General features: G+C 70.2%; 16 protein-coding genes. 8 read left to right on the top strand and 8 right to left on the bottom strand.

Annotated elements, in window-relative coordinates:
- Positions 1–105: 105 nt before the first annotated feature.
- The 6 genes from ACFWU9_RS01225 (at position 106) to ACFWU9_RS01250 (ending at position 8,187) form a co-directional block, all read left to right on the top strand.
- Positions 106–1,101: a substrate-binding domain-containing protein gene (locus ACFWU9_RS01225; protein WP_384313636.1), complete on the top strand. Its 996-nt coding sequence runs from the start codon at positions 106–108 to the stop codon at positions 1,099–1,101.
- 47 nt (positions 1,102–1,148) lie between these two features.
- Positions 1,149–2,720 (top strand): Ig-like domain repeat protein, encoded by a 1,572-nt coding sequence (locus tag ACFWU9_RS01230; RefSeq protein WP_384313638.1) that lies wholly within the window; start codon positions 1,149–1,151, stop codon positions 2,718–2,720.
- Between the two features lie 209 nt (positions 2,721–2,929).
- Positions 2,930–4,903: a hypothetical protein gene (locus tag ACFWU9_RS01235; RefSeq protein WP_384313640.1), complete on the top strand. Its 1,974-nt coding sequence runs from the start codon at positions 2,930–2,932 to the stop codon at positions 4,901–4,903.
- Between the two features lie 52 nt (positions 4,904–4,955).
- Positions 4,956–5,870: a sortase gene (locus tag ACFWU9_RS01240; protein ID WP_384313642.1), complete on the top strand. Its 915-nt coding sequence runs from the start codon at positions 4,956–4,958 to the stop codon at positions 5,868–5,870.
- Between the two features lie 139 nt (positions 5,871–6,009).
- Positions 6,010–6,807, top strand: coding sequence for a phosphate ABC transporter ATP-binding protein (locus ACFWU9_RS01245; RefSeq protein WP_384313799.1), 798 nt, complete (start codon positions 6,010–6,012; stop codon positions 6,805–6,807).
- Positions 6,808–7,347: 540 nt separating this feature from the next.
- Entirely contained in the window at positions 7,348–8,187 is an 840-nt protein-coding gene (locus tag ACFWU9_RS01250; protein ID WP_384313643.1) for an alpha/beta fold hydrolase, read from the top strand.
- A gap of 85 nt (positions 8,188–8,272) precedes the next feature.
- On the opposite strand, the gene asnB is transcribed toward ACFWU9_RS01250, so the two are convergent.
- From asnB to ACFWU9_RS01275, 5 genes are all read right to left on the bottom strand, one after another.
- Positions 8,273–10,108, bottom strand: a complete 1,836-nt coding sequence (gene asnB / locus ACFWU9_RS01255) for an asparagine synthase (glutamine-hydrolyzing) (protein WP_384313645.1) — start codon at positions 10,106–10,108, stop codon at positions 8,273–8,275.
- A gap of 122 nt (positions 10,109–10,230) precedes the next feature.
- Positions 10,231–10,545 (bottom strand): hypothetical protein, encoded by a 315-nt coding sequence (locus ACFWU9_RS01260; RefSeq protein ID WP_384313647.1) that lies wholly within the window; start codon positions 10,543–10,545, stop codon positions 10,231–10,233.
- A 160-nt stretch (positions 10,546–10,705) separates the two neighbouring features.
- A complete protein-coding gene (locus tag ACFWU9_RS01265) occupies positions 10,706–11,548 on the bottom strand; it encodes a ribonuclease BN (RefSeq protein WP_384313649.1) in 843 nt (280 codons plus the stop codon).
- A gap of 198 nt (positions 11,549–11,746) precedes the next feature.
- Positions 11,747–12,349, bottom strand: a complete 603-nt coding sequence (locus ACFWU9_RS01270) for a cadmium resistance transporter (RefSeq protein WP_384313801.1) — start codon at positions 12,347–12,349, stop codon at positions 11,747–11,749.
- Positions 12,350–12,585: 236 nt separating this feature from the next.
- A complete protein-coding gene (locus tag ACFWU9_RS01275; protein WP_384313650.1) occupies positions 12,586–13,317 on the bottom strand; it encodes a type 1 glutamine amidotransferase domain-containing protein in 732 nt (243 codons plus the stop codon).
- A 196-nt stretch (positions 13,318–13,513) separates the two neighbouring features.
- Between ACFWU9_RS01275 and ACFWU9_RS01280 the strand changes: the two genes are divergently transcribed.
- Positions 13,514–14,089, top strand: a complete 576-nt coding sequence (locus ACFWU9_RS01280; RefSeq protein WP_384313652.1) for a CGNR zinc finger domain-containing protein — start codon at positions 13,514–13,516, stop codon at positions 14,087–14,089.
- A 23-nt stretch (positions 14,090–14,112) separates the two neighbouring features.
- Here ACFWU9_RS01280 and ACFWU9_RS01285 read toward each other — a convergent pair whose 3' ends face one another.
- The gene (locus tag ACFWU9_RS01285; RefSeq protein ID WP_384313654.1) at positions 14,113–14,970 is read right to left on the bottom strand and encodes an NAD-dependent epimerase/dehydratase family protein; all 858 of its coding nucleotides are present in this window, start codon (positions 14,968–14,970) and stop codon (positions 14,113–14,115) included.
- Positions 14,971–15,651: 681 nt separating this feature from the next.
- On the opposite strand from ACFWU9_RS01285, the gene ACFWU9_RS01290 reads away from it, so the two are divergent.
- Entirely contained in the window at positions 15,652–16,131 is a 480-nt protein-coding gene (locus tag ACFWU9_RS01290) for a MarR family winged helix-turn-helix transcriptional regulator (protein ID WP_384313655.1), read from the top strand.
- A 169-nt stretch (positions 16,132–16,300) separates the two neighbouring features.
- Here the strand turns inward: ACFWU9_RS01290 and ACFWU9_RS01295 are convergent, their stop codons facing one another.
- Together ACFWU9_RS01295 and ACFWU9_RS01300 are read right to left on the bottom strand one after the other, a co-directional pair.
- On the bottom strand, positions 16,301–16,987 hold the full coding sequence (locus ACFWU9_RS01295; RefSeq protein WP_384313657.1) for a hemerythrin domain-containing protein: 687 nt from the start codon (positions 16,985–16,987) through the stop codon (positions 16,301–16,303).
- A gap of 151 nt (positions 16,988–17,138) precedes the next feature.
- Complete coding sequence (locus tag ACFWU9_RS01300) at positions 17,139–18,086, bottom strand: LLM class flavin-dependent oxidoreductase (protein ID WP_384313659.1); 948 nt, start codon at positions 18,084–18,086, stop codon at positions 17,139–17,141.
- Positions 18,087–18,094 lie beyond the last annotated feature (8 nt).

Consider the following 18,094-nt stretch of genomic DNA (forward strand, 5'->3'; position numbering starts at 1 on the left):
CCCCCGGCCGGGAGCCGACTCCGGAGAAGGCCGGAGATCGGCGAACCGCGGTCCATCGCGGTTTCTCAACACACAGGCGCAAGCCTAGCTGAGGGGTACACGAAGGTGAAAAAGAACAAGATCATGATCGCCGCCACCGGGGCGGCGCTGCTCGCGGCCACGGCCGGCGTCACGGTCGCCTCCGCCGAGCCGTCCGGTACGCCGACCTACCGTCAGCTCTCCGGAGTCGGTTCGGACACCACCCAGGACGTGATGAACGGCCTGTCCCAGGTGGTGACCATCAACGGCACGAAGGTCCTCGGCTCGTACAACGCCGTGGGCTCGCCGAACATCACCACCAAGGACCCGGCGGTGAACAACAAGTGCGCCATGGCGCGCCCGAACGGTTCGGGTGCGGGCCGGGCGGCGCTGCTGACCTCGCTCCAGGCCAACGACGGGTGCCTGGACTTCGCGCGGTCCTCCAGCCTGAGCCTGGGTGCCGCGTCTCCGGGGCTCACCTACGTGCCGTTCGCGGTCGACGGTGTCTCCTACGCGGTCACGCCCTCCAGCGTGCTGCCGCGCAAGCTGACCCTGAACGACCTCAAGGCGATCTACCACTGCGACCCGGCCTTCGTCGGCACGGGCCCCAACTACAGCATCAACGTCTATCTGCCGCAGGCCGGTTCGGGCACCCGCAGCTTCTGGGAGGCCCAGGTCGGCATCACAGACGCGGATGTCGTCGCCGGTGTGTACCCCTGCATCAAGGACAAGAAGAACGGCGTCGCGATCCAGGAGCACGACGGCCGCGTGCTGGACGACAAGGCCATCGTGCCGTTCTCCATCGCCCAGTACATCGCGCAGAGTTCGCAGACGGTGGCGGACCTCCGCGGCCGGGCGCTGCTCGGCACGATCGACGGCAAGTCCGCCACGACGCTCAACAGCGACTTCGGCGTCAAGCGTGACGTCTACAACGTGATCCCCACCGGCAAGATCGGTACGGCTCCCTGGAGCACGGTCTTCGTCGGCAAGGACGCGCTCGTCTGCAAGCAGCCCGGTGTCATCAACACCTACGGCTTCGCGACCAGCCCGGACTGTGGCGACACCAGCAAGCAGACCCCCTGATCCGGAACCGGTTTCCCGCGCACCAACCCAGAAGGAGTTCTGACACCGTGTTCCTCAACAGACGCCTGCGGACGCTGTCCGCGAGTGTGGTGGCCGTCGCGACCTCGGTCACCGTCGGCGTGATCGCCGCCCCCGTCGCCCAGGCCGCCGAGATCGGCACCCTGGACATCAACCCGAAGACCGGTACCGACGAGAGCGGCATCGACTTCTCGACGTCCGGCGCCTGCCCGGAGACCGCTTCGTACGTCATCGTGTCGGTCAAGGGCTCCGGCTTCCCGGCCGAGGGCCAGAACGTGGTCGGCAACGCGCCGATCGAGACGTACAACACCACGGCCGCCGGCGGGATGCTCATCCCGCTGTCGTCGACGATGCGCGACTACGCCAACATCGCCGGCTTCAGCGTGCTGGAAGGCGAGTACGACTTCACCGTCACCTGCCGTACGGCGTTCAACGGCACCAGCCTCGGTGACTTCACGGGCGCGATCTGGTTCACCTCCAACACGGCGTACCAGGCCAACGACCCCGATGTGAGGACGGACACCAGCACCTCGCTCGCGGTCTCCCCGTCCGGCGCCACCGAGCAGGGCGACGCGGTCTCGCTGACCGCGACCGTCACGCCCGCGGCCGACGGCACCGTGCAGTTCCGTGACGGCGGCACCGCGCTGGGCAGCCCGGTCCCCGTGACCGGCGGCTCCGCCACGCTCTCGACGACCAACCTGACGGCGGGCAGCCACTCGCTCACCGCCGAGTTCACCCCGTCGAGCACCTCGTACAACTCCTCGGTCTCCACCGCGGTCAGCCACACGGTGAACGCGGCGGCGGCCAGGCCCACGACGACGGCGCTGGCCGTCTCCCCGGCGGACAGCTCCGAGCAGTTCAGCCCGGTCACGCTCAGCGCCACCGTCACGCCCGCCGGCGCGGCGGGTTCGGTGAAGTTCACCGACACGGTGGGAGGGACGACCACCACGCTCGGCACGGTGGCGGTCGACGGCGGTCAGGCGAAGCTCACCACGAGCGGCCTGGCGCCCGGCGACCACGCGTTCACGGCGAGCTTCGTGCCGCAGAACGACGCCGCCTTCACCGCTTCCGACTCCGGCAACATCCCCTACCGTGTCGGCGCCTTCGAGGGCGTCACCGCCTCCGAGGACATCACCACCACGGTCGAGGCCGGCGCGCTGGTCATCAGCGTCGCCGACCCGCACGTCACCCTGCCGTCGCCGGTGCTGGACGCCGACGGCGAACTGCTCACCACGGCGGGCGAGATCAGCCCGGTCACGCTCACCGACACCCGCGCCGGCAACCCGGGGTGGACCGTCAGTGGCCAGGTGACCGACTTCTCCGACGGGGCGGCCCACGCCATCAACGGCCAGAACCTCGGCTGGGCGCCCAACGTCATCGACCACGTCTCCGGCCAGAGCGTCACGGCCGGCGACCAGGTCGCCCCGGCCGCGGGCGTGGCCCCCGGCGACACGGGCACGGCCGGTCTCAAGTCGTCCCACACCCTCGGCAAGGGCACCGGCCTGGGCACCTCGCACCTCGGCGCGGACCTCAGCCTGAACGTCCCGACCTCCACGGTGGCGGGCACCTACACCGCCAAGCTCACCCTGACCGCGATCTGACGGACCGCGATCCGATCGCGAACCGCCCCTCCCGGCGGCAGCGGTCGCCCAGGTGAGTGGGACGGGTGCTCCCCACCACCCGTCCCACTCACCACCCGCCGTACCCCGCTCGGCCCGTAGCACGTGCCGTACCCCACGCGACCCGTACCACCCGCCGTACCCCCGCACGTTCCCGAAGAACGGCCGCCGCCCCGATCGGACGCCCCGACATGACCAGCACCCCGCCCACCCGCACCCTCGTCACCGCGCTGCTCACCTGCCTGCTCGTGCTCTTCGCCGCACCCACCGTCCACGCGTCCGTCCAGGACACCGGCGGCAAGGGCCGCAGCACCTTCGGCGTCCAGCCCTCGGGCCCCAAGAAGCCGGACCGGCGCAGCGACTTCTCGTACAGCGTCACCCCCGGCGCGGCGGTGCGGGACCACATCGCCGTCCTCAACCACAGCGCCAGGCCGCTGACGCTCAAGGTGTACGCGAGCGACGCGTTCAACACCGCGGACGGCGGGTTCGACCTGCTGGCCGAGGGCGTCAGGTCGAAGGACGCCGGAAGCTGGATCAGGACGGCCAGGAGCCGGGTGGTGATCCCGGCCCGGTCGCGCGCCGTCGTGCCCTTCACCGTCACCGTCCCGGCCGGCGTCGCCCCGGGCGATCACGCGGCCGGGCTCGTCGCCTCGCTCGCCTCGTCGCGCTCCGACGGCAAGGGCGACCGCGTCGCGGTGGAACAGCGCGTCGGGGCCAGGGTCCACATCAGAGTGGCCGGCGAGCTCAAGCCCGGTCTCGCGGTCCAGGACGTCCGGGCCACCTACCACGGGACGGCGAACCCGTTCGGCACCGGCTCGGCCACGGTGACGTACACCGTACGCAACACCGGGAACATCCGGCTGGGCGCGCGGGGGACCGTGCGCTTCGCCAACTCCGTGAGCGGGCCGCTGCGCGCGCCCGGGGTCGAGACCGTCAAGGAGCTGCTGCCGGGCAACTCGGTGCGGGTCACCGCGAGCGTGCGCGGGCTGTTCCCGGCCGTGCGGTCGACCGTCACGGTGAACCTCGACGCGATCCCGGTCGGCGGCGACATCGATCCCGCTCTGCCGAGCACCACCGGCTCCGCCGGGTTCTGGACCGTGCCCTGGGCGCTCCTCGCGCTGCTGGTCCTGGCCGCAGGCCTCACGGTGGCGCTCGTACGTCGCCAGCGGTGGCGCCGGCCCGGCGGGCCCATCCGGCCCGCACCCACAGACCCCCACCCCTCCGTTACGTCAGTTCCCAAGGAAGCGAAGACCTCCATGCTCATCAAGCGTTTCACCCGGCCGACCGCACTCGGCCTCGCGTCCCTCCTGGCCGCCGCCGGCGGCGTCCTGATGCTCGGCACGTCCGCGCAGGCCGAGACGCTGGGCACGCTCAGCCTCACCCCGCCCACCGGCACCGACACCTCCTCCGTCACGCTCTCCACGTCGGGCCCCTGCCCGGAGGAGGCCGACTACCTGATCGTCAAGGTGGCGGGCAAGGGCTTCCCCGCCGAGGGCCAGAACGTCGTCGGAAACTCCGAGGTCGCCATCTACCCCTCCGCGGGCGAGGGTCTCGACATCCCGCTCAGCGAGACCATGCGCGACTACGCCAACACGGCGGGGTTCAAGACCCTGGAGGGCCGCTACGACTTCACCGTGACCTGCCGCAAGGCGTTCGGTGAGAGCACCTTCGGCGACTACGAGGGCTCGATGTGGTTCACGTCGAACACCACCTACCAGGACACCGATCCCGACGGGCCCGAGCCCACCGAGCCGACAGGGCCGAGCGAATCGCCCGACCCCACCGAGTCGACCGATCCCACGGAGCCCGCCGACCCCTCGGAGTCCCCCGACCCGACCGGGAGCACCGAGCCCACCGACACGGCGTCCCCGAGCGACACCGCCGACCCGAGCGACACCGCCGACCCGGGCACGGCCGACGGCGGCTCCACGGACGGTGGCTCCACCGAGGGCGGATCGTCCGACGGCGGCGCGTCCGGCGGTGGTACGGACGTCACGACCGAGGTCTCCGGCGGCGGTGACGGCGGCTCTCTCGCCTCGACCGGCAGCAGCACCGGCGCGATCACCCTGATCGCCCTCGCCCTCGTCACCGCCGGAACCGCCGCCGTCTGGTGGGCCCGCCGCCGCGGTCTGCTCACCTTCGTGGGCGGCTGGAACCACCGGTGAGTCCCCGCACCACGACATCCCCCACCACGGCGTCGACGAAGGCGAAGTGACGGTGACCCAGACCCTGGAGCGCGTGGACAGCGCCCCGTCGGCCGACCGGGCGCACGATACGCGCCCGGCCGGCCCGGCCCTGCGGGCCGCGGGCGCCGCGCTCAGCATCCTCGCCACACTGCTGCTCGGCTTCGTCGCGACCCTGGGACCGCTCGGCGATCTGCGCCACGCCCGGGACCAGAAGGTCGCACACTCCGAGCTGCGCGAAGAGCTCGCCAACGCGACCGCGCCCGTCGGCCCGCGCACGGCGGACGGCGGTCAACTGGCGCTCGGTGACCCCGTGGCGCTGCTGGAGATCAAGCAGCTCGGTCTGCGGGAGGTCGTCGCCGAGGGCACCACGTCGGACGTGCTCGCCGGAGCCCCGGGGCACCGCCGGGACACCGTCCTGCCGGGTCAGGCGGGCGTCAGCGTCGTCATGGGCCGCCAGGCCGCGTACGGAGGTCCCTTCGCGCACATCGACGAGATACGGCGCGGTGAGACCTTCACGGTCAGCACCGGCCAGGGCCGGCACACCTACCGGGTGCTGGGCGTACGCAGGGCGGGGGACCCGCAGCCGCCCGTCCTCGCCGCGGGCAAGGGCAGGCTGACCCTGATCACCGGGGAAGGCAGCGCGTTCCTGCCCGACGGACTGCTCCGGGTCGACGCGGACCTCGTCTCGGCCGTGCAGCCGGCCGTCGCCCCGCTGTACAGCACGGGCTCGCTGCCCGCCGACGAGAGACCGATGGCCGGTCAGACGTCGGCGTGGGTGCCGCTGGTGCTCTGGGGGCAGGGACTGCTGCTGGCCGCCGCCTCCCTGGCCTGGATACGCGTGCGCTCGGGACGCCGCGAGGCGTGGGTCGTCGGCATACCGGTGCTGGGCGCACTGGGGTTTGTCGTCGCCGACCAGGCCGCGCAGCTTCTCCCGAATCTGCTCTGACCGCCGGTTCCTGTCTGCCGACCTGAGCCGCGCTCCGTGCACCCCGAACACCCCGTACGACTCGTACGCCTCGAACCTCCGAATCTCCGAAGGACATGACGTGACCGCCTCCCCCTCCCACACGCTTTCCCTTCCCGCGGTGGGGGCCCTCGCCCCCGGCACCGCCGCCGAACTGGACGCCCGCCGGATCTCGGCCTGGTTCGGCGACCACAAGGTGCTGGACCGGGTGTCGCTGACCATGCCGGCCGGGCAGGTCACGGCGCTGATCGGCCCGTCCGGCTGCGGAAAGTCCACCTTCCTCAGGATCCTCAACCGGATGCACGAGCTGATCCCTTCCGCGGCGCTCGCAGGGGAGGTACTCCTCGACGGCCAGGACGTGTACGCGCCGGAACGGCGCCTCACCGACGCCCGCCGCCAGATCGGCATGGTCTTCCAGAAGCCGAACCCCTTCCCGGCGATGTCGGTGTACGACAACGTCACCGCGGGCCTGAAGCTGACCGGTGTCCGGCTGGGCCGGGACGCCAAGGACGACCTGGTGCGGCGCTGCCTCACGAAGGCCGGCCTCTGGAACGAGGTACGGGACCGGCTGCGCCAGCCCGGCGGCGCGCTCTCGGGCGGTCAGCAGCAGCGGCTCTGCATCGCGCGCTCACTGGCGGTCCGGCCGCGGGTACTGCTGATGGACGAGCCCTGCTCGGCGCTGGACCCGACGTCCACCCGCCGCGTGGAGGAGACGATCAGCGAACTGTCCGGCGAGGTCACCGTCGTCATCGTCACCCACAACATGCAGCAGGCCGCCCGAGTCTCCGACCGGTGTGCCTTCTTCCTCGCCGAACAGGGCACGCCCGGCTTCGTCGTCGAACACGGCCTCACCGACGCGATGTTCTCCCACCCGGCCGACCCCCGGACGGCCGACTACGTGAACGGCCGCTTCGGCTAGGGCGTGTTTTGTGGATCAGGCCGAATGAGGAGCGGCGTCCGGTGGCGTGGATCGCGAGGCGGAGGAGCGAGCCATACCAGTTACTCCCTCTCCGTGCGGCGACACAGAGACCTCCTCTCCAAACCGAAATCGCAGCTTCACTGCGCCGTTTGAATGGCGGCTACTCCATTTGATTTCCCGACGCGCAGGCTGAAAAGTGCTGAAGTAATCTGACCCTGCCGATCGGAAGTCGCGGCCCCGATGCACGACTCAGGAGGTTAGGTTCCCCGGACCTTCGCGTCCCCCGACAAAGCGGCCGGACGCGGATAGCGTTTTGGAATCCGCCTGCCGAGTCAGGGGCAGATCGGCCCGAATGCCGACCCCGCTGATGCGGTACTTTCCTGCGGCTTCGGATCTCGTTCGCGCATTCCCGGACCGTTCCGAAGTCCGCGTCCTCCCATTATGAACGTGGCCCTGTCGCGTTCGCTCAAAGCACTGCTGCTGGTGTGAACACCGTCTCAGTCGATCTCGGCAGATGAATCCCACGAAGGAGAGACTCACGTGAAGAACAAGCGACAGCTCACCCTGGCATCGCTGGCGACGACCGCGGCATTCGCTCTGGCGGTGGGCTCCGCGTCCGCCACCACCAGCCACGCGCCTGCCGGTGGACCGTCACACGGACGGACGCCGACGATCGTTCTGGTGCACGGTGCGTGGGCGGACGCCTCCAGTTGGGCCGAGGTCACCCAGCGTCTCCAGAAGCAGGGATTCACCGTCCTGGCTCCTCCCAACACGCTGCGCGGTGTCCGCCCGGACTCGGCAAATCTGAAGGCCTTCCTCCAGACGCTCACCGGGCCCGTAGTACTTGCGGGGCACTCCTACGGTGGATTCGTCATCTCCAACGCCGCGACAGGCAACAAGAATGTCAAGGCGCTCGTCTACATCGACGCCTACATCCCCGACAAGGGGGAAACGGTGAATCAGTTGACGGCCGCCAAGCCCGGATCGGCGCTGGCCGTGGCGGACCCCAGCACGGTGTTCAACACCGTGCCCATCCCGAACCAAGGCGGAGACGTAGACCTGTACGTGAAGCCGAAGCTGTTCCCTGAGATCTTCGCCGCAGGTGTCCCGCTCAACAAGTCCGCGGTGCTGGCGGCGGGTCAGAGGCCCCTCGCCGCCAGCACTCTGGACGAGCCCTCCGGGAAGCCGGCCTGGAAGTCCATTCCGTCCTGGGCCCTGATCGGCACGGCGGACAGGGTCATCCCCCCGGCGGAGCAGAAGGTCATGACCGGACGGGCCGGCTCCCACACCGTCAGCGTGAAGGCGCCGCACCTGTCGATGGTGTCCAACCCCAAGGACGTCACCGACGTGGTGATCCGAGCCGTCCGGAACAGCGGCTGAAGGCCAAGCCGCTTCGGTGTCCTGTCGGGGCCGCCACCCGCTGGGTGGCGGCCCTCGGCCTCGCCGAGCAGGCTGTGCATCCTGTTCAGATGTGCAGGGTGATCCGGTGGGTGGTGAGCCAGGTGTTGAGTTCGAGGGCGAGTTCGGCGGCGTGGCGCAGGGCGGATCCGGGTGCGTGGGTGACCAGTTGGTCGGCGGCGGGGAGGTCGAGGAGGGGGCGGACGGGGGCGTGCGGGTCGGTGAGCAGTTCCTTCATCGTCTGGCGAAGGGCGTTGGTGTAGCGGGGGTCCTGTGTCGCGGGGTAAGGGCTCTTGACGCGGTGGGTGACCGAGGCGGGCAGGACGTCGGACGTCGCCGCGCGGAGCAGGGATTTCTCCCGGCCGTCGAAGGTCTTCATGGCCCAGGGGGTGTTGAAGACGTACTGGAGGAGCCGGTGGTCGCAGAAGGGGACGCGGACTTCGAGGCCGGTGGCCATGCTGGTGCGGTCTTTGCGGTCGAGGGCGATCTGCAGGAAGCGGGTCAGGTGCAGATGGCCGACCTCCCGCATCCGCCGTTCCTGGGCGCTCTCGCCGGCCAGGGCGGGTACGTGGGCGAGCGCTTCGTGGTAGCGGGCCTGCGTGTATCCGGGGAGGTCGACCGCGTGGAGCAGGGTGGGCGCGAGGATGCTCTCGCGTGCGTCGAGGGCGGGGCGTACGGCGTGGAGCCAGGGGAAAGTCCCGGAATGGACGGCCTTCTCGTCGTGGAACCACGGGTAGCCGCCGAAGATCTCGTCGGCGCACTCGCCGGACAGTGCCACCGTGGCGTACTCGCGTACGGCCTTGAACAGCAGGTGCAGCGAGGTGTCCGTGTCGCCGAAGCCGTGGGGGAGGTCGCGTGCGGTCAGGACCCGTCGGCGGGTGGCCGTGTCGAGCAACTGGGCGGTGTCCAGGGTGATGTCGCGGTGGTCGGCGCCGACGTGCGCCGCCAGGGCGTGGGCGTAGGGCCGGTCGCGGGTGGGGCGCAGGTCGTCGGGCCGGAAGTCGTTGTCGTGGCCCACGAAATCCACGCAGAAGGAGCGCACCGGTCCCTGTCCCGCCGCGGTCAGGGACCTGGCGGCGAGGGCGGTGATCGCGGAGGAGTCGAGGCCGCCGGAGAGCAGGGTGCCGAGGGGCACGTCCGCGACGAGCTGGCGTTCGACGGTGTCTTCGAGCAGGTCGCGTACCCGCCCGATGGTCGTGGGCAGGTCGTCGGTGTGCTCGTACGACTCCAGGGCCCAGTACCGGTGTTCGGTGCTGCCGGTGCGGCGTACGCGCAGGGTGTGGCCGGGGCGCAGTTCGCGCATGCCGCGGTAGACGGCGTGGCCGGGGGTTTTGGTCAAGGTGAGAAGTTCGGCCATGCCGTCGGCGTCGACCACCGCGGGGATCTGCGGGTGGGCCAGGATCGCCTTGGGTTCGGACCCGAAGACGACGCCGTCGCCGGTCAGGTGGTAGTAGAGCGGTTTGATGCCCATGCGGTCGCGTACCAGGAGCAGTTCCTGACGGCGTACGTCCCACAGAGCGAAGGCGTACATACCGTTCAGCCGCCGGACGGACTCCTCGCCCCACTGGAGATAGGCGTGCAGGACGACCTCGGTGTCGCTGCCCGTACGGAACGAGTGCCCGAGCCCGGTCAGTTCGGCACGCAGTTCACGGTGGTTGTAGACCTCGCCGCTGTAGGTGGTGACGAGCAAGGGCTCCCCGCCGGTGTCCACCGCCATGGGCTGGGCGCCGCCGACGAGGTCGATCACGGCCAGCCGTCGGTGGCCGAGAGCGGCGTGGGTGTCCGCCCACATTCCCTCGCCGTCGGGCCCTCGGCAGGCCATGGTCCGGGTCATTGCCGCGACTGTGCCGCGTTCGCGGTTCAGGTCGCGCTCGTAGGAGATCCAGCCGGCGATTCCGCACATGAGACCGCGCGTGCCCCTTTCTTGATCGCTGCGCAGATGACGAAGTCCCGGCGGACGGCACGGGGTTCCCGAGGAGGCGGCGATGCCCGCTCATGGGTCTCCCGTTCCGGCCGTCCGCCCGGTCATCCTGGGAGGGTGCTGCCTGTCGGGTGTGGTGCTCGGCACCACGGGGGGATGCCGTCGACGACCGTGCCGTACGGGAGCAGGCCGATCGGCGGGTGGTCCCGGTTCGGGGTCCTGCGCAACTGGACGCCCGGAGGGGGGATGACCCGGCCCCGGTTCATGCCCGCCGCCCGGATCTGGGCGCTCTGCGCGGTGACGGAGGCCGGGGCAGGGCCCGCCTGGCCGGCGACGGCGGTACCAGCCAGTGCGGTGCCGGCCAGCGGGACCCCGGCGAGTACGGAGACGATTCCGTGCCCGGTGTGCGGTGCGCTCATGGCGGTGTGCCCTCACGATCGTCGGTGAGCGGCCGGGGGCGTTCCGGCCGCGACCCCTTCATGGCACGGGTGGCATGCGCGGAGGGCCGTTCGGGCGGGGGAAACGCCAGCTGCCACCCGGACGGGTGTATGGACCGGTGGCCGTCCTGAGGTGGACCGCTCATCTTCCTTTTCTTCGCCGTTTCCATGCGTGTGCCATGCGTGGAAGTTCCTCGTGGAGCACGCGGCCGGCCAGAGCACCGCCGAATACGACGACTCCCACACCGACCAGCCAGGACTGGATGACCAGTACGGTTCCGATGGGGCCGTAACTGACGGTGCTGGATGCGATCAGTGGCGAGAAGACGAGCCGGGAGAAGACCCTGAGGCCGAGCAAGCCGATCACGGTGGCGACCGCGCCGGGAAAGAGGGCGCGCCAGCCGATCCGTCCGCCGAGCAGTAGCCGCTGCGACCACCAGAGGAACAGCAGTGCGCTCAGCGCCGCCGCGGCCCCACCTCCCAGGGGCTCGCGCCGAAGCGTGCTGGTGCCGGAGACAAAGAGGAATCCGGTGAGTACGCCGAGCCACACCACATGTCGCCACCTTGCCTTCCAGTGGGCCGGTGGGAGATCCCAGATCTTCTCGTAACCGGCCTGCACCGCGGCCCCGAAGCTCAGACCGAACACGGCGAGCGCGACGACACCGAAGGCGGTCGTGGTCCGCAGTGCCTGGCCGGGCCGCGCGAACAGCTGCTCGACTTCTTCTCTGGAGGCAATCGAGACGCCGAGCCCTTCGCCGAGCCACTGCGCGAATCCACGCCCGTGCCCCGGATCGGTGGAGGCGACGGTGATCAGCAGCGGTACGAGCGTGAGGAGCCCCAGCGCCGCGAAGCCCAGCGCGAGTGACCACAGCTCAAGATCGCGGCTCCGCTGCCATCCGCGTCCGACCGGTGAACGCATGATCACGCGGCGCAGCCGTCCGAACCGGGATGAACGGTCTGCTGCGCCAGAAGGCTTCATCGGCATCCCTGTCGACTACCACGTCGGGCAGCGCCAGTTGCGGGGGCGCGACGTAGAGACCGCGGGACAAGGCGGTGGTGTCCGCCCGGATGGGGCGCGGGTCGCGGATTCCGCCGCACCGACCGGCAGTCGCGCCGGTGTCCGGTGCCGCGGAACCTTGAGTGATTGACGAGTGATTGGCGGCGAGATCTGAGCACGCGCGGCTCACAGGCCGAAGGCGCCGCCTTCGACGAGGATGAGCAGTCCGATCGCGATCAGGACCAGCGGTAGCAGGATGTGGCCCCACCGGCTGAGAGCCTTGGCGATGACGGGGCGGGTGGCGAAGAACTTGCCCGCGAAGCACCACACCCCGACCAGAACGAGGAAGACGACGGCGTACACGCTCATGCCGCTGATGCCGGCGCCGGCGAACACGGGGACGTACACGCCGATGTTGTCGCCGCCGTTGGCGAAGGTGACCGCGGCGACCGCCAGAGCCCCGGGGCCGCCGGCCCCTTCCAGCTCGTCGCCGTCGTCCTCGCTGTCCTTGCGGTCCGTCCACGCCTGCCGGGCCGCCTTGAGCCCGAGCGCGAGCGGCAGAAGGCCGAGATAGGGGATGACCGCCTCGGGCAGGAAGGTGGCACCGAGGGCGGCGGCCGCGGCGACCGCCAGGATCGCGAGGAAGCCGAGGTACTGGCCGAGCACGATCCGCCGGGTCGAGCCGCGGTCTCCCGCGCCCTGGGCAAAGAACAGCGACAAGATCAGAATGTCGTCGATGTTCGTGACGGCGAACAGACCTGCCGCCTGCCCGACGATGCCCAGGTTCACAGACCAGCCCGCTCGACTCGACAACGACGACGGGATGACCCTATGGGGGGTCAGCGGCGACGCCGGACTCGGCCCCTGACCAGCGCGGTCCACCGGCATACGGCCAAGGCGAACGCTTGGACCCGGTGCCCACGCGCCTCGGGCGGCGGAAGCGGGGCCTCCGGCGCCGAGGCCGAGCGCGGCGTCTTCGACCGGGGGCGTGGGTCTCCGGTTCGAAGCCCCCGGCCGTCGAGCTGTCAGGCGGTCGTGGGGCGGGAGCCCGCGCGGGCCGCGAGTGCCTTCAGGACGGCCTGTGCCGCTTCGGCGGCGGAGGCGGGGTTCTGGCCGGTCACGAGATTGCCGTCGACGACCACGTGCGAGGACCAGGCCGGGCCGGTCACAAGGTCGGCCCCGGCGGCCTTGAGGCGGGAGCCGAGCAGCCACGGGGCGTTGGCGGCCAGACCGGTCTGGGTCTCCTCCTCGTCCGCGAAGGCCGTCATACGGCGCCCCTTGAACAGCCACTGCCCCTCGTCGCCCGCGGGGAGGAAGGCCGCCGGGCCGTGGCAGAGCGCCGCGACGACCTTCGAGTCGTCGGGGAGCAGGGTCTCCAGCACCCGGGCGGCGTCCTCGTTGACGGCCAGGTCCTGCATCGGGCCGTGGCCGCCGGGGATGAACACGCCGTCGTACGCGGTGGGGTCGATGTCCTCAAGACGCTCCGGCGCTGCCAGCAGGTCCTTCACGCCTTCCAGGTACGCGCGCAGTTCCGCGACCTTCCCCGCGTCCCCGTTGTTGGCCTCCGCGGTCAGGCTGAGCTCGTCCACGACCGCCGGGCGGCCTCCCGGCGTGGCCACGGTCAGTTCGATTCCCGCTTCGGTGAACACCTTGTGCGGTTCGGCCACCTCCTCGCTCCAGAACCCCGTGGGGCGCTGCGAGCCGTCCTGCTGGCTCCACTTCGTCGCTCCGCTGAGGATGACGAGCAGTGATGTCATGACTACCTCCGGTTCATGGGTGCGTGCCTCCGGCTGGGCCGTGCAGGTCTCCGCACCCTCTCGCTAGAACCGTAACACCTTAGGTAATGACGCAAGAACGCCATGCCGGTGTAGAAGTCTGCTCCTACTCACTTTCACATGTGACGTATCGATAGAGGTGCTGTAGGCTGACCTCTCAGGAGAGAGGTGTGTGACCATGCGGCAGACCGAAGCGGACCCGTGCCCGCCATCCACGTGCGACAGTTCCGCCCTGCTTCTGGGATTCGTCAACACCGCACCCTTGGCGGGCAGCCGCGACCGGCTGACGGTGGCCGCGGATCTGTCCGAGTGGCTGGACCACACGGGCCTGGCCGGCGCCGACACATCGGTGACCGGCGCGGACGTGGCCGCCGCGCGCGAGTTGCGCGACGCGTTCACCATGATTTTCCGGGCGCACTCGGGATGCGAGGACGGCGAAGCGGCGCTGCCCGCCGCCGAGGGGTATCTCCAGCGCGTGGCGCACCGCTATCCCCTCGTGCCGCGGCTCAGCGCGGACGGCTGCCGTCTGGTCCCGGCTCAGGACGGGGTCCTGGGCGGCTTCGGCGCGTTGTTCGCGGCGGCGGCCGACCTGGCCGCCGGCGGCGGATGGCCCCGGCTCAAGATGTGCAAGAACCCGACCTGCTACACGGGCTTCTTCGACAAGACACGTAATTCGTCCGGCCTTTACTGCAGTACGGCGTGCAGCACGCGGATGGCGGCACGCGCCTACCGCAGCCGTGTCAAGAACGCCTGACCCCACCGGGGAAGCCGCACCGCTCAGCCGCGCGCCAGCACGGACAGCGGGTCGGTGTGGGCCGGGGTCCACCCCAGCTCGGCCTCGGCGCGCGCCGGAGTGAACTGCTGGTCCAGGGCGAACGCGTCCGCGATCGGACCCATCCGCTCACGCGCCTGCTCCAGCGAGATCGACGCGATCTTGCCGTCGAACCCCGCCGCTCGGCTGACGGCGAGCGCGCATTCCCTGGCGGTGGGGTTCACACCGCCCACGCCGACGTACACCGAGCCCGGCTTCGCCTTGAGCGCGGCGGCGTAGAGCTCCGCGACATCGTCGATGTGCACCAGGGCCCAGCGGTTCTCGCCGTCACCGATGCAGGGGATGACGCCCGCCTCCTTGCCCGGAACGGTGTAGAAGGCGTCGATCAGATGGTTCTCACCGCCGTACAGCAGGCCCAGCCGCAGCACGACAGGCCGCCCGCCCCCCTGCGCCCGCTCAAGAACGGCGTCCTCGACGGCCTTGCGCCAGGCGACGTTGGGCGGCGCGTTCCAGGGCGCGGTCTCGTCGGCCACACCATCGGTGTCGCCGTAGACCCAGACGCCTCCGGTGTGTACATAGGTCCCGGCCCCGACGCCGTCCTGCATGGCCGTCGCCGCCGCGAGATCCTCGGGGCCGCTCTCGGCCTGCGCCAGATGGATGACCGCGTCCGCGCGGGCCGACGCGGCGCTGAGCACATCGAGATCCCCCAGCCCACCGGAGAGCGGTGTGGCGCCGAGGGCCCTGACCTTGTCGGCCGCACGCTCGTTGCGTGCCAGCGCTTCCACGTCGTGGCCCTGCCGGACCAGCGTGCTGATGGTGGACTTCCCGATGTATCCGGATCCACCGGTGAGGAAGATTCTCATGATCGTGACCCCTGACGTGTCGGTCCTGTCAGTCGGTGTCTGCACCTCCAGCATCCGCCCGGGGCGGGACGCGCGTCCAAGACCTCTCTCACCGTCCGCGATGCCCCACGGACATCAGGGGGAGACGCGGCCGTACGCCGCAAGGGACCCGTCCGGTCGGTCCCGCGCCCGCGAGGTCGGCTGACGATTACGCCGTTACGGTGCCACGCCCGGGAGCGAGGCCGATCGCTTCCCCGCGCCTCCCGTACGCCCTCTCGTGGACGTGCCAGAGCCTCTCGGAGGGCTTGGCGGTCGGGGACACCTCTATCCACAGGTCGGCCGGGGTGCTGAGGCTGAGAGCGGGGCGGGGGAGTCCATGTCCGGGTGGACCATGCCCGTGTGTGTCCAGCCCCGACCCCAGCAGCAACTCCGCCGGCAGGTACTGGTGGCCGCCGCCGTGCCCTCGTACAGGTCGCACGCGATGGCCATGGTGACCGCCATGGGCGTGGCCGAGCCTCAGGCTCTGGAGCACCCGCAGTCTGTCGAGGACCGCAAGGCTGGGCGCGAACGCGCACACCACCGAGGCGAGGATGTGCTCGGCGACGGCGCGACGACCAGCAGGGTCTTCCACGCCTCAGAAGCTGACGAGGCTCGAACCATCGACCCAGGGCACACCCCAGGTGCTCTGGGTATCCTTGGTCCATGGTCAAGAAAAAGCCCGCCGCTGATCCCGCCCGTCAAGGTGTGCTGCCGCTCCTTGAGCATCTGACCAGGCTTGGCAAGCGGGTCTACATCAGCGAAATGGCTCCGGGCGGTCTCCGTCCACGGCACCTCATCACGCTCCGTCTGCTCGCTGATCGCGGACCGCTGAGCCAGCAGGGTCTGGGCGAGGCGCTGAGTCTTGATCCGAGCAACGTGGTGGGCCTCCTCAATGACCTGGAGGAACGCGGTCTGATTGTTCGACGGCGCGACCCGGCGGACCGCCGCCGCCACATCGTCGAGCTCTCGTCGTCGGGCGAGGAGGAGGTCGTCCTGTCCGACGAGCGGGCGGTCGTCGTCGAGGACCGGCTCTTCGCCGCCTTGGACGCCGACGAGCGGACCACTCTCTACGAGCTGTTGCGACGGGCGGTCGGCTCGGCGGCGCTCAATTGCGAGGTCCCGGGCGACAGCACGCAGGACTGACCCGGGACACAGAGTCTCGCCAGGCGGTTCGCCTACGCCGGACAGTGCCCTCCTACGGTTGTCCCGCGTGAGCGCGGGCCTCTCACGGACTTCGCGGCCGGCTCCCCTCCGCGTACCCCCACGCCCAAGGTGAGGCTCACGGCCCCGAACGGGCGCGGCCCCGGCACCTTCACCCGGCGTAATGCGCGGGTGTGGCGGTGCCGTACACCCGCTTGGCGTGTGAGGCGTAGGACCGGCGGCCGAGGCGGGCCATCACCGGCCATACCCACGACGGCATCGACTTCGACATGATCCGCCGCATCTCGGCGTCCGAGTCGTACAGGGTGATCCCCATGATCAGCAGCAGCTTCGACTTCGGGATCTTCGCCACTCCACCGTGCACCACGTCGTCCCACTCCTTCTGGGAGAGATAGGTGTCGATCAGCGGGAGGACCTTCTCCTCTTCGAGGTCGAGATGCTCGTGCAGGGGCGGAAGCAGTCGCTCGGCCGCGTCGGCCACGGAGTCGCGGTCCGCGGCGGAGCCGGTGCCGGCCCAGCGCCGGACCGATGTCTCCAGCTCCCGCAAGTGCCGGTCCAGGGAGAGGTGTTGCTGCTCCATGGTGACCACCAGCGGCTCCAGTTCGGCCGGGCAGCGCTGGTGCAGTTTGGGCCAGACCCCGTCGTCCTCGCTGGTGTGGTGGGCGTGCAGCTGGTTCACGATGAGCTGTATGTGAGCCGCGACCACACGGGCGCGAGTGGTGTCGTCCGCCCCGACGGCGGAGACGACCTGCGGCACGGCCCCGAACTCGCGCCGATACGAGACGTGCGCCCCGATCATGTCGCGGCTGTCGGCCCCTGCCCGGATTGAGCTGTTCATCGATGTTCCTTGATCGGCAAGACGAGATGACTGTTGTTCGTCCCGTCATATGTGGATGGTCCGAGCGACTTCCCGGGCCCGGTCTGCCCGTGGCGGTGGCGCATGCCCCGCCGGCCGGCGCGCGGAGAGGTAGGGGCCGTCATGGCTCCGCTCACGTCTCGGTTCGGCGTTCCGCGGTCGATCCCGTCGGCGTGGCCGTGTCCGAGGATCGCTCGGCCGCCACGAGCACTCGCGTGGCCGGCGCGACCTCTTCCGCGAATCGCCTGATGAAATCGGCCGAGTCGGCCCGGTAGAGGAAGAACGTGCTGATCCCGTGCGTCAGAACGAGATCCGCGAGCTGTTCCGCCCACATCTCGGGCGAGCCGTCCAGGAAGCCCGAACCCGACCCCGACGAGAAGCGTCCTTCGATGTTGTAACCGCGACGTACGGCTTCGGGGGTACGTCCGGCCGCGTTCGCGGCGTCGTCGATGACACGGTTGGCGCCCGCGAGTGCCTCCGGCGGCAGAAACGGTGAACTCGGCACCCAACCGTCGGCCACGGCCCCCACCAGGCGCAGCATTCGTGGCTGATAGGCACCGAGCCAGATGCCGATGTCATGCGCGGGACGAGGTCCGGGATTGACTTCCGCCAGGCGGTAGTGCTTGCCCTCGAACGTCACCGCGCTCTGCGACGACCACAGCGCGCGGATGATCCGCACCGCTTCTTCCAGGGCTTCGACGGATTCACCGGCGTTCCGCCGGGGACCGCCGTTGGCGACGATGAGATCCCACATCTGCTGGGCCCCACTGGCGAGACCGAGTTCGAAGCGGCCGGCACTGATGATGTCCAGGGTCGCCGCGGTCCGGGCGAGCAGCGCAGGAGGGCGCAATGGCAGGTTGGCCAGGTTCGGCATCACCGTGATGCGCTCGGTCCTGGCCGCCATGGCCGCCAACAACGCCATGGTGTCCAGCCGTTGCGGCCAATAGGGGTGGTCGGACAGGCTTACGACATCCAGCCCGACCTCCTCCATCAGATCCGCCAGGACCAGGACCTCCTGAGCCCGGTCGGCGGGCGGTTCCAGCAGCGCTCCGAACATCAGGCTGTGGCTGTAGTCGGTCATGATCATGC

The organism is Streptomyces sp. NPDC058653 (genome assembly GCF_042716895.1).
Taxonomy (GTDB): Bacteria; Actinomycetota; Actinomycetes; order Streptomycetales; family Streptomycetaceae; genus Streptomyces.

What these genes read in the sequence shown, in the direction of transcription:
- ACFWU9_RS01280 (WP_384313652.1), top strand. Translation starts at nt 13,514, where the DNA reads ATGCGGCAGACCGAAGCGGACCCGTGCCCGCCATCCACGTGCGACAGT.
- ACFWU9_RS01295 (WP_384313657.1), bottom strand. Translation starts at nt 16,987, where the DNA reads ATGAACAGCTCAATCCGGGCAGGGGCCGACAGCCGCGACATGATCGGG.
- ACFWU9_RS01265 (WP_384313649.1), bottom strand. Translation starts at nt 11,548, where the DNA reads ATGCCGATGAAGCCTTCTGGCGCAGCAGACCGTTCATCCCGGTTCGGA.
- ACFWU9_RS01235 (WP_384313640.1), top strand. Translation starts at nt 2,930, where the DNA reads ATGACCAGCACCCCGCCCACCCGCACCCTCGTCACCGCGCTGCTCACC.
- ACFWU9_RS01285 (WP_384313654.1), bottom strand. Translation starts at nt 14,970, where the DNA reads ATGAGAATCTTCCTCACCGGTGGATCCGGATACATCGGGAAGTCCACC.
- asnB (WP_384313645.1), bottom strand. Translation starts at nt 10,108, where the DNA reads ATGTGCGGAATCGCCGGCTGGATCTCCTACGAGCGCGACCTGAACCGC.
- ACFWU9_RS01275 (WP_384313650.1), bottom strand. Translation starts at nt 13,317, where the DNA reads ATGACATCACTGCTCGTCATCCTCAGCGGAGCGACGAAGTGGAGCCAG.
- ACFWU9_RS01290 (WP_384313655.1), top strand. Translation starts at nt 15,652, where the DNA reads ATGGTCAAGAAAAAGCCCGCCGCTGATCCCGCCCGTCAAGGTGTGCTG.
- ACFWU9_RS01300 (WP_384313659.1), bottom strand. Translation starts at nt 18,086, where the DNA reads ATGACCGACTACAGCCACAGCCTGATGTTCGGAGCGCTGCTGGAACCG.
- ACFWU9_RS01260 (WP_384313647.1), bottom strand. Translation starts at nt 10,545, where the DNA reads ATGAGCGCACCGCACACCGGGCACGGAATCGTCTCCGTACTCGCCGGG.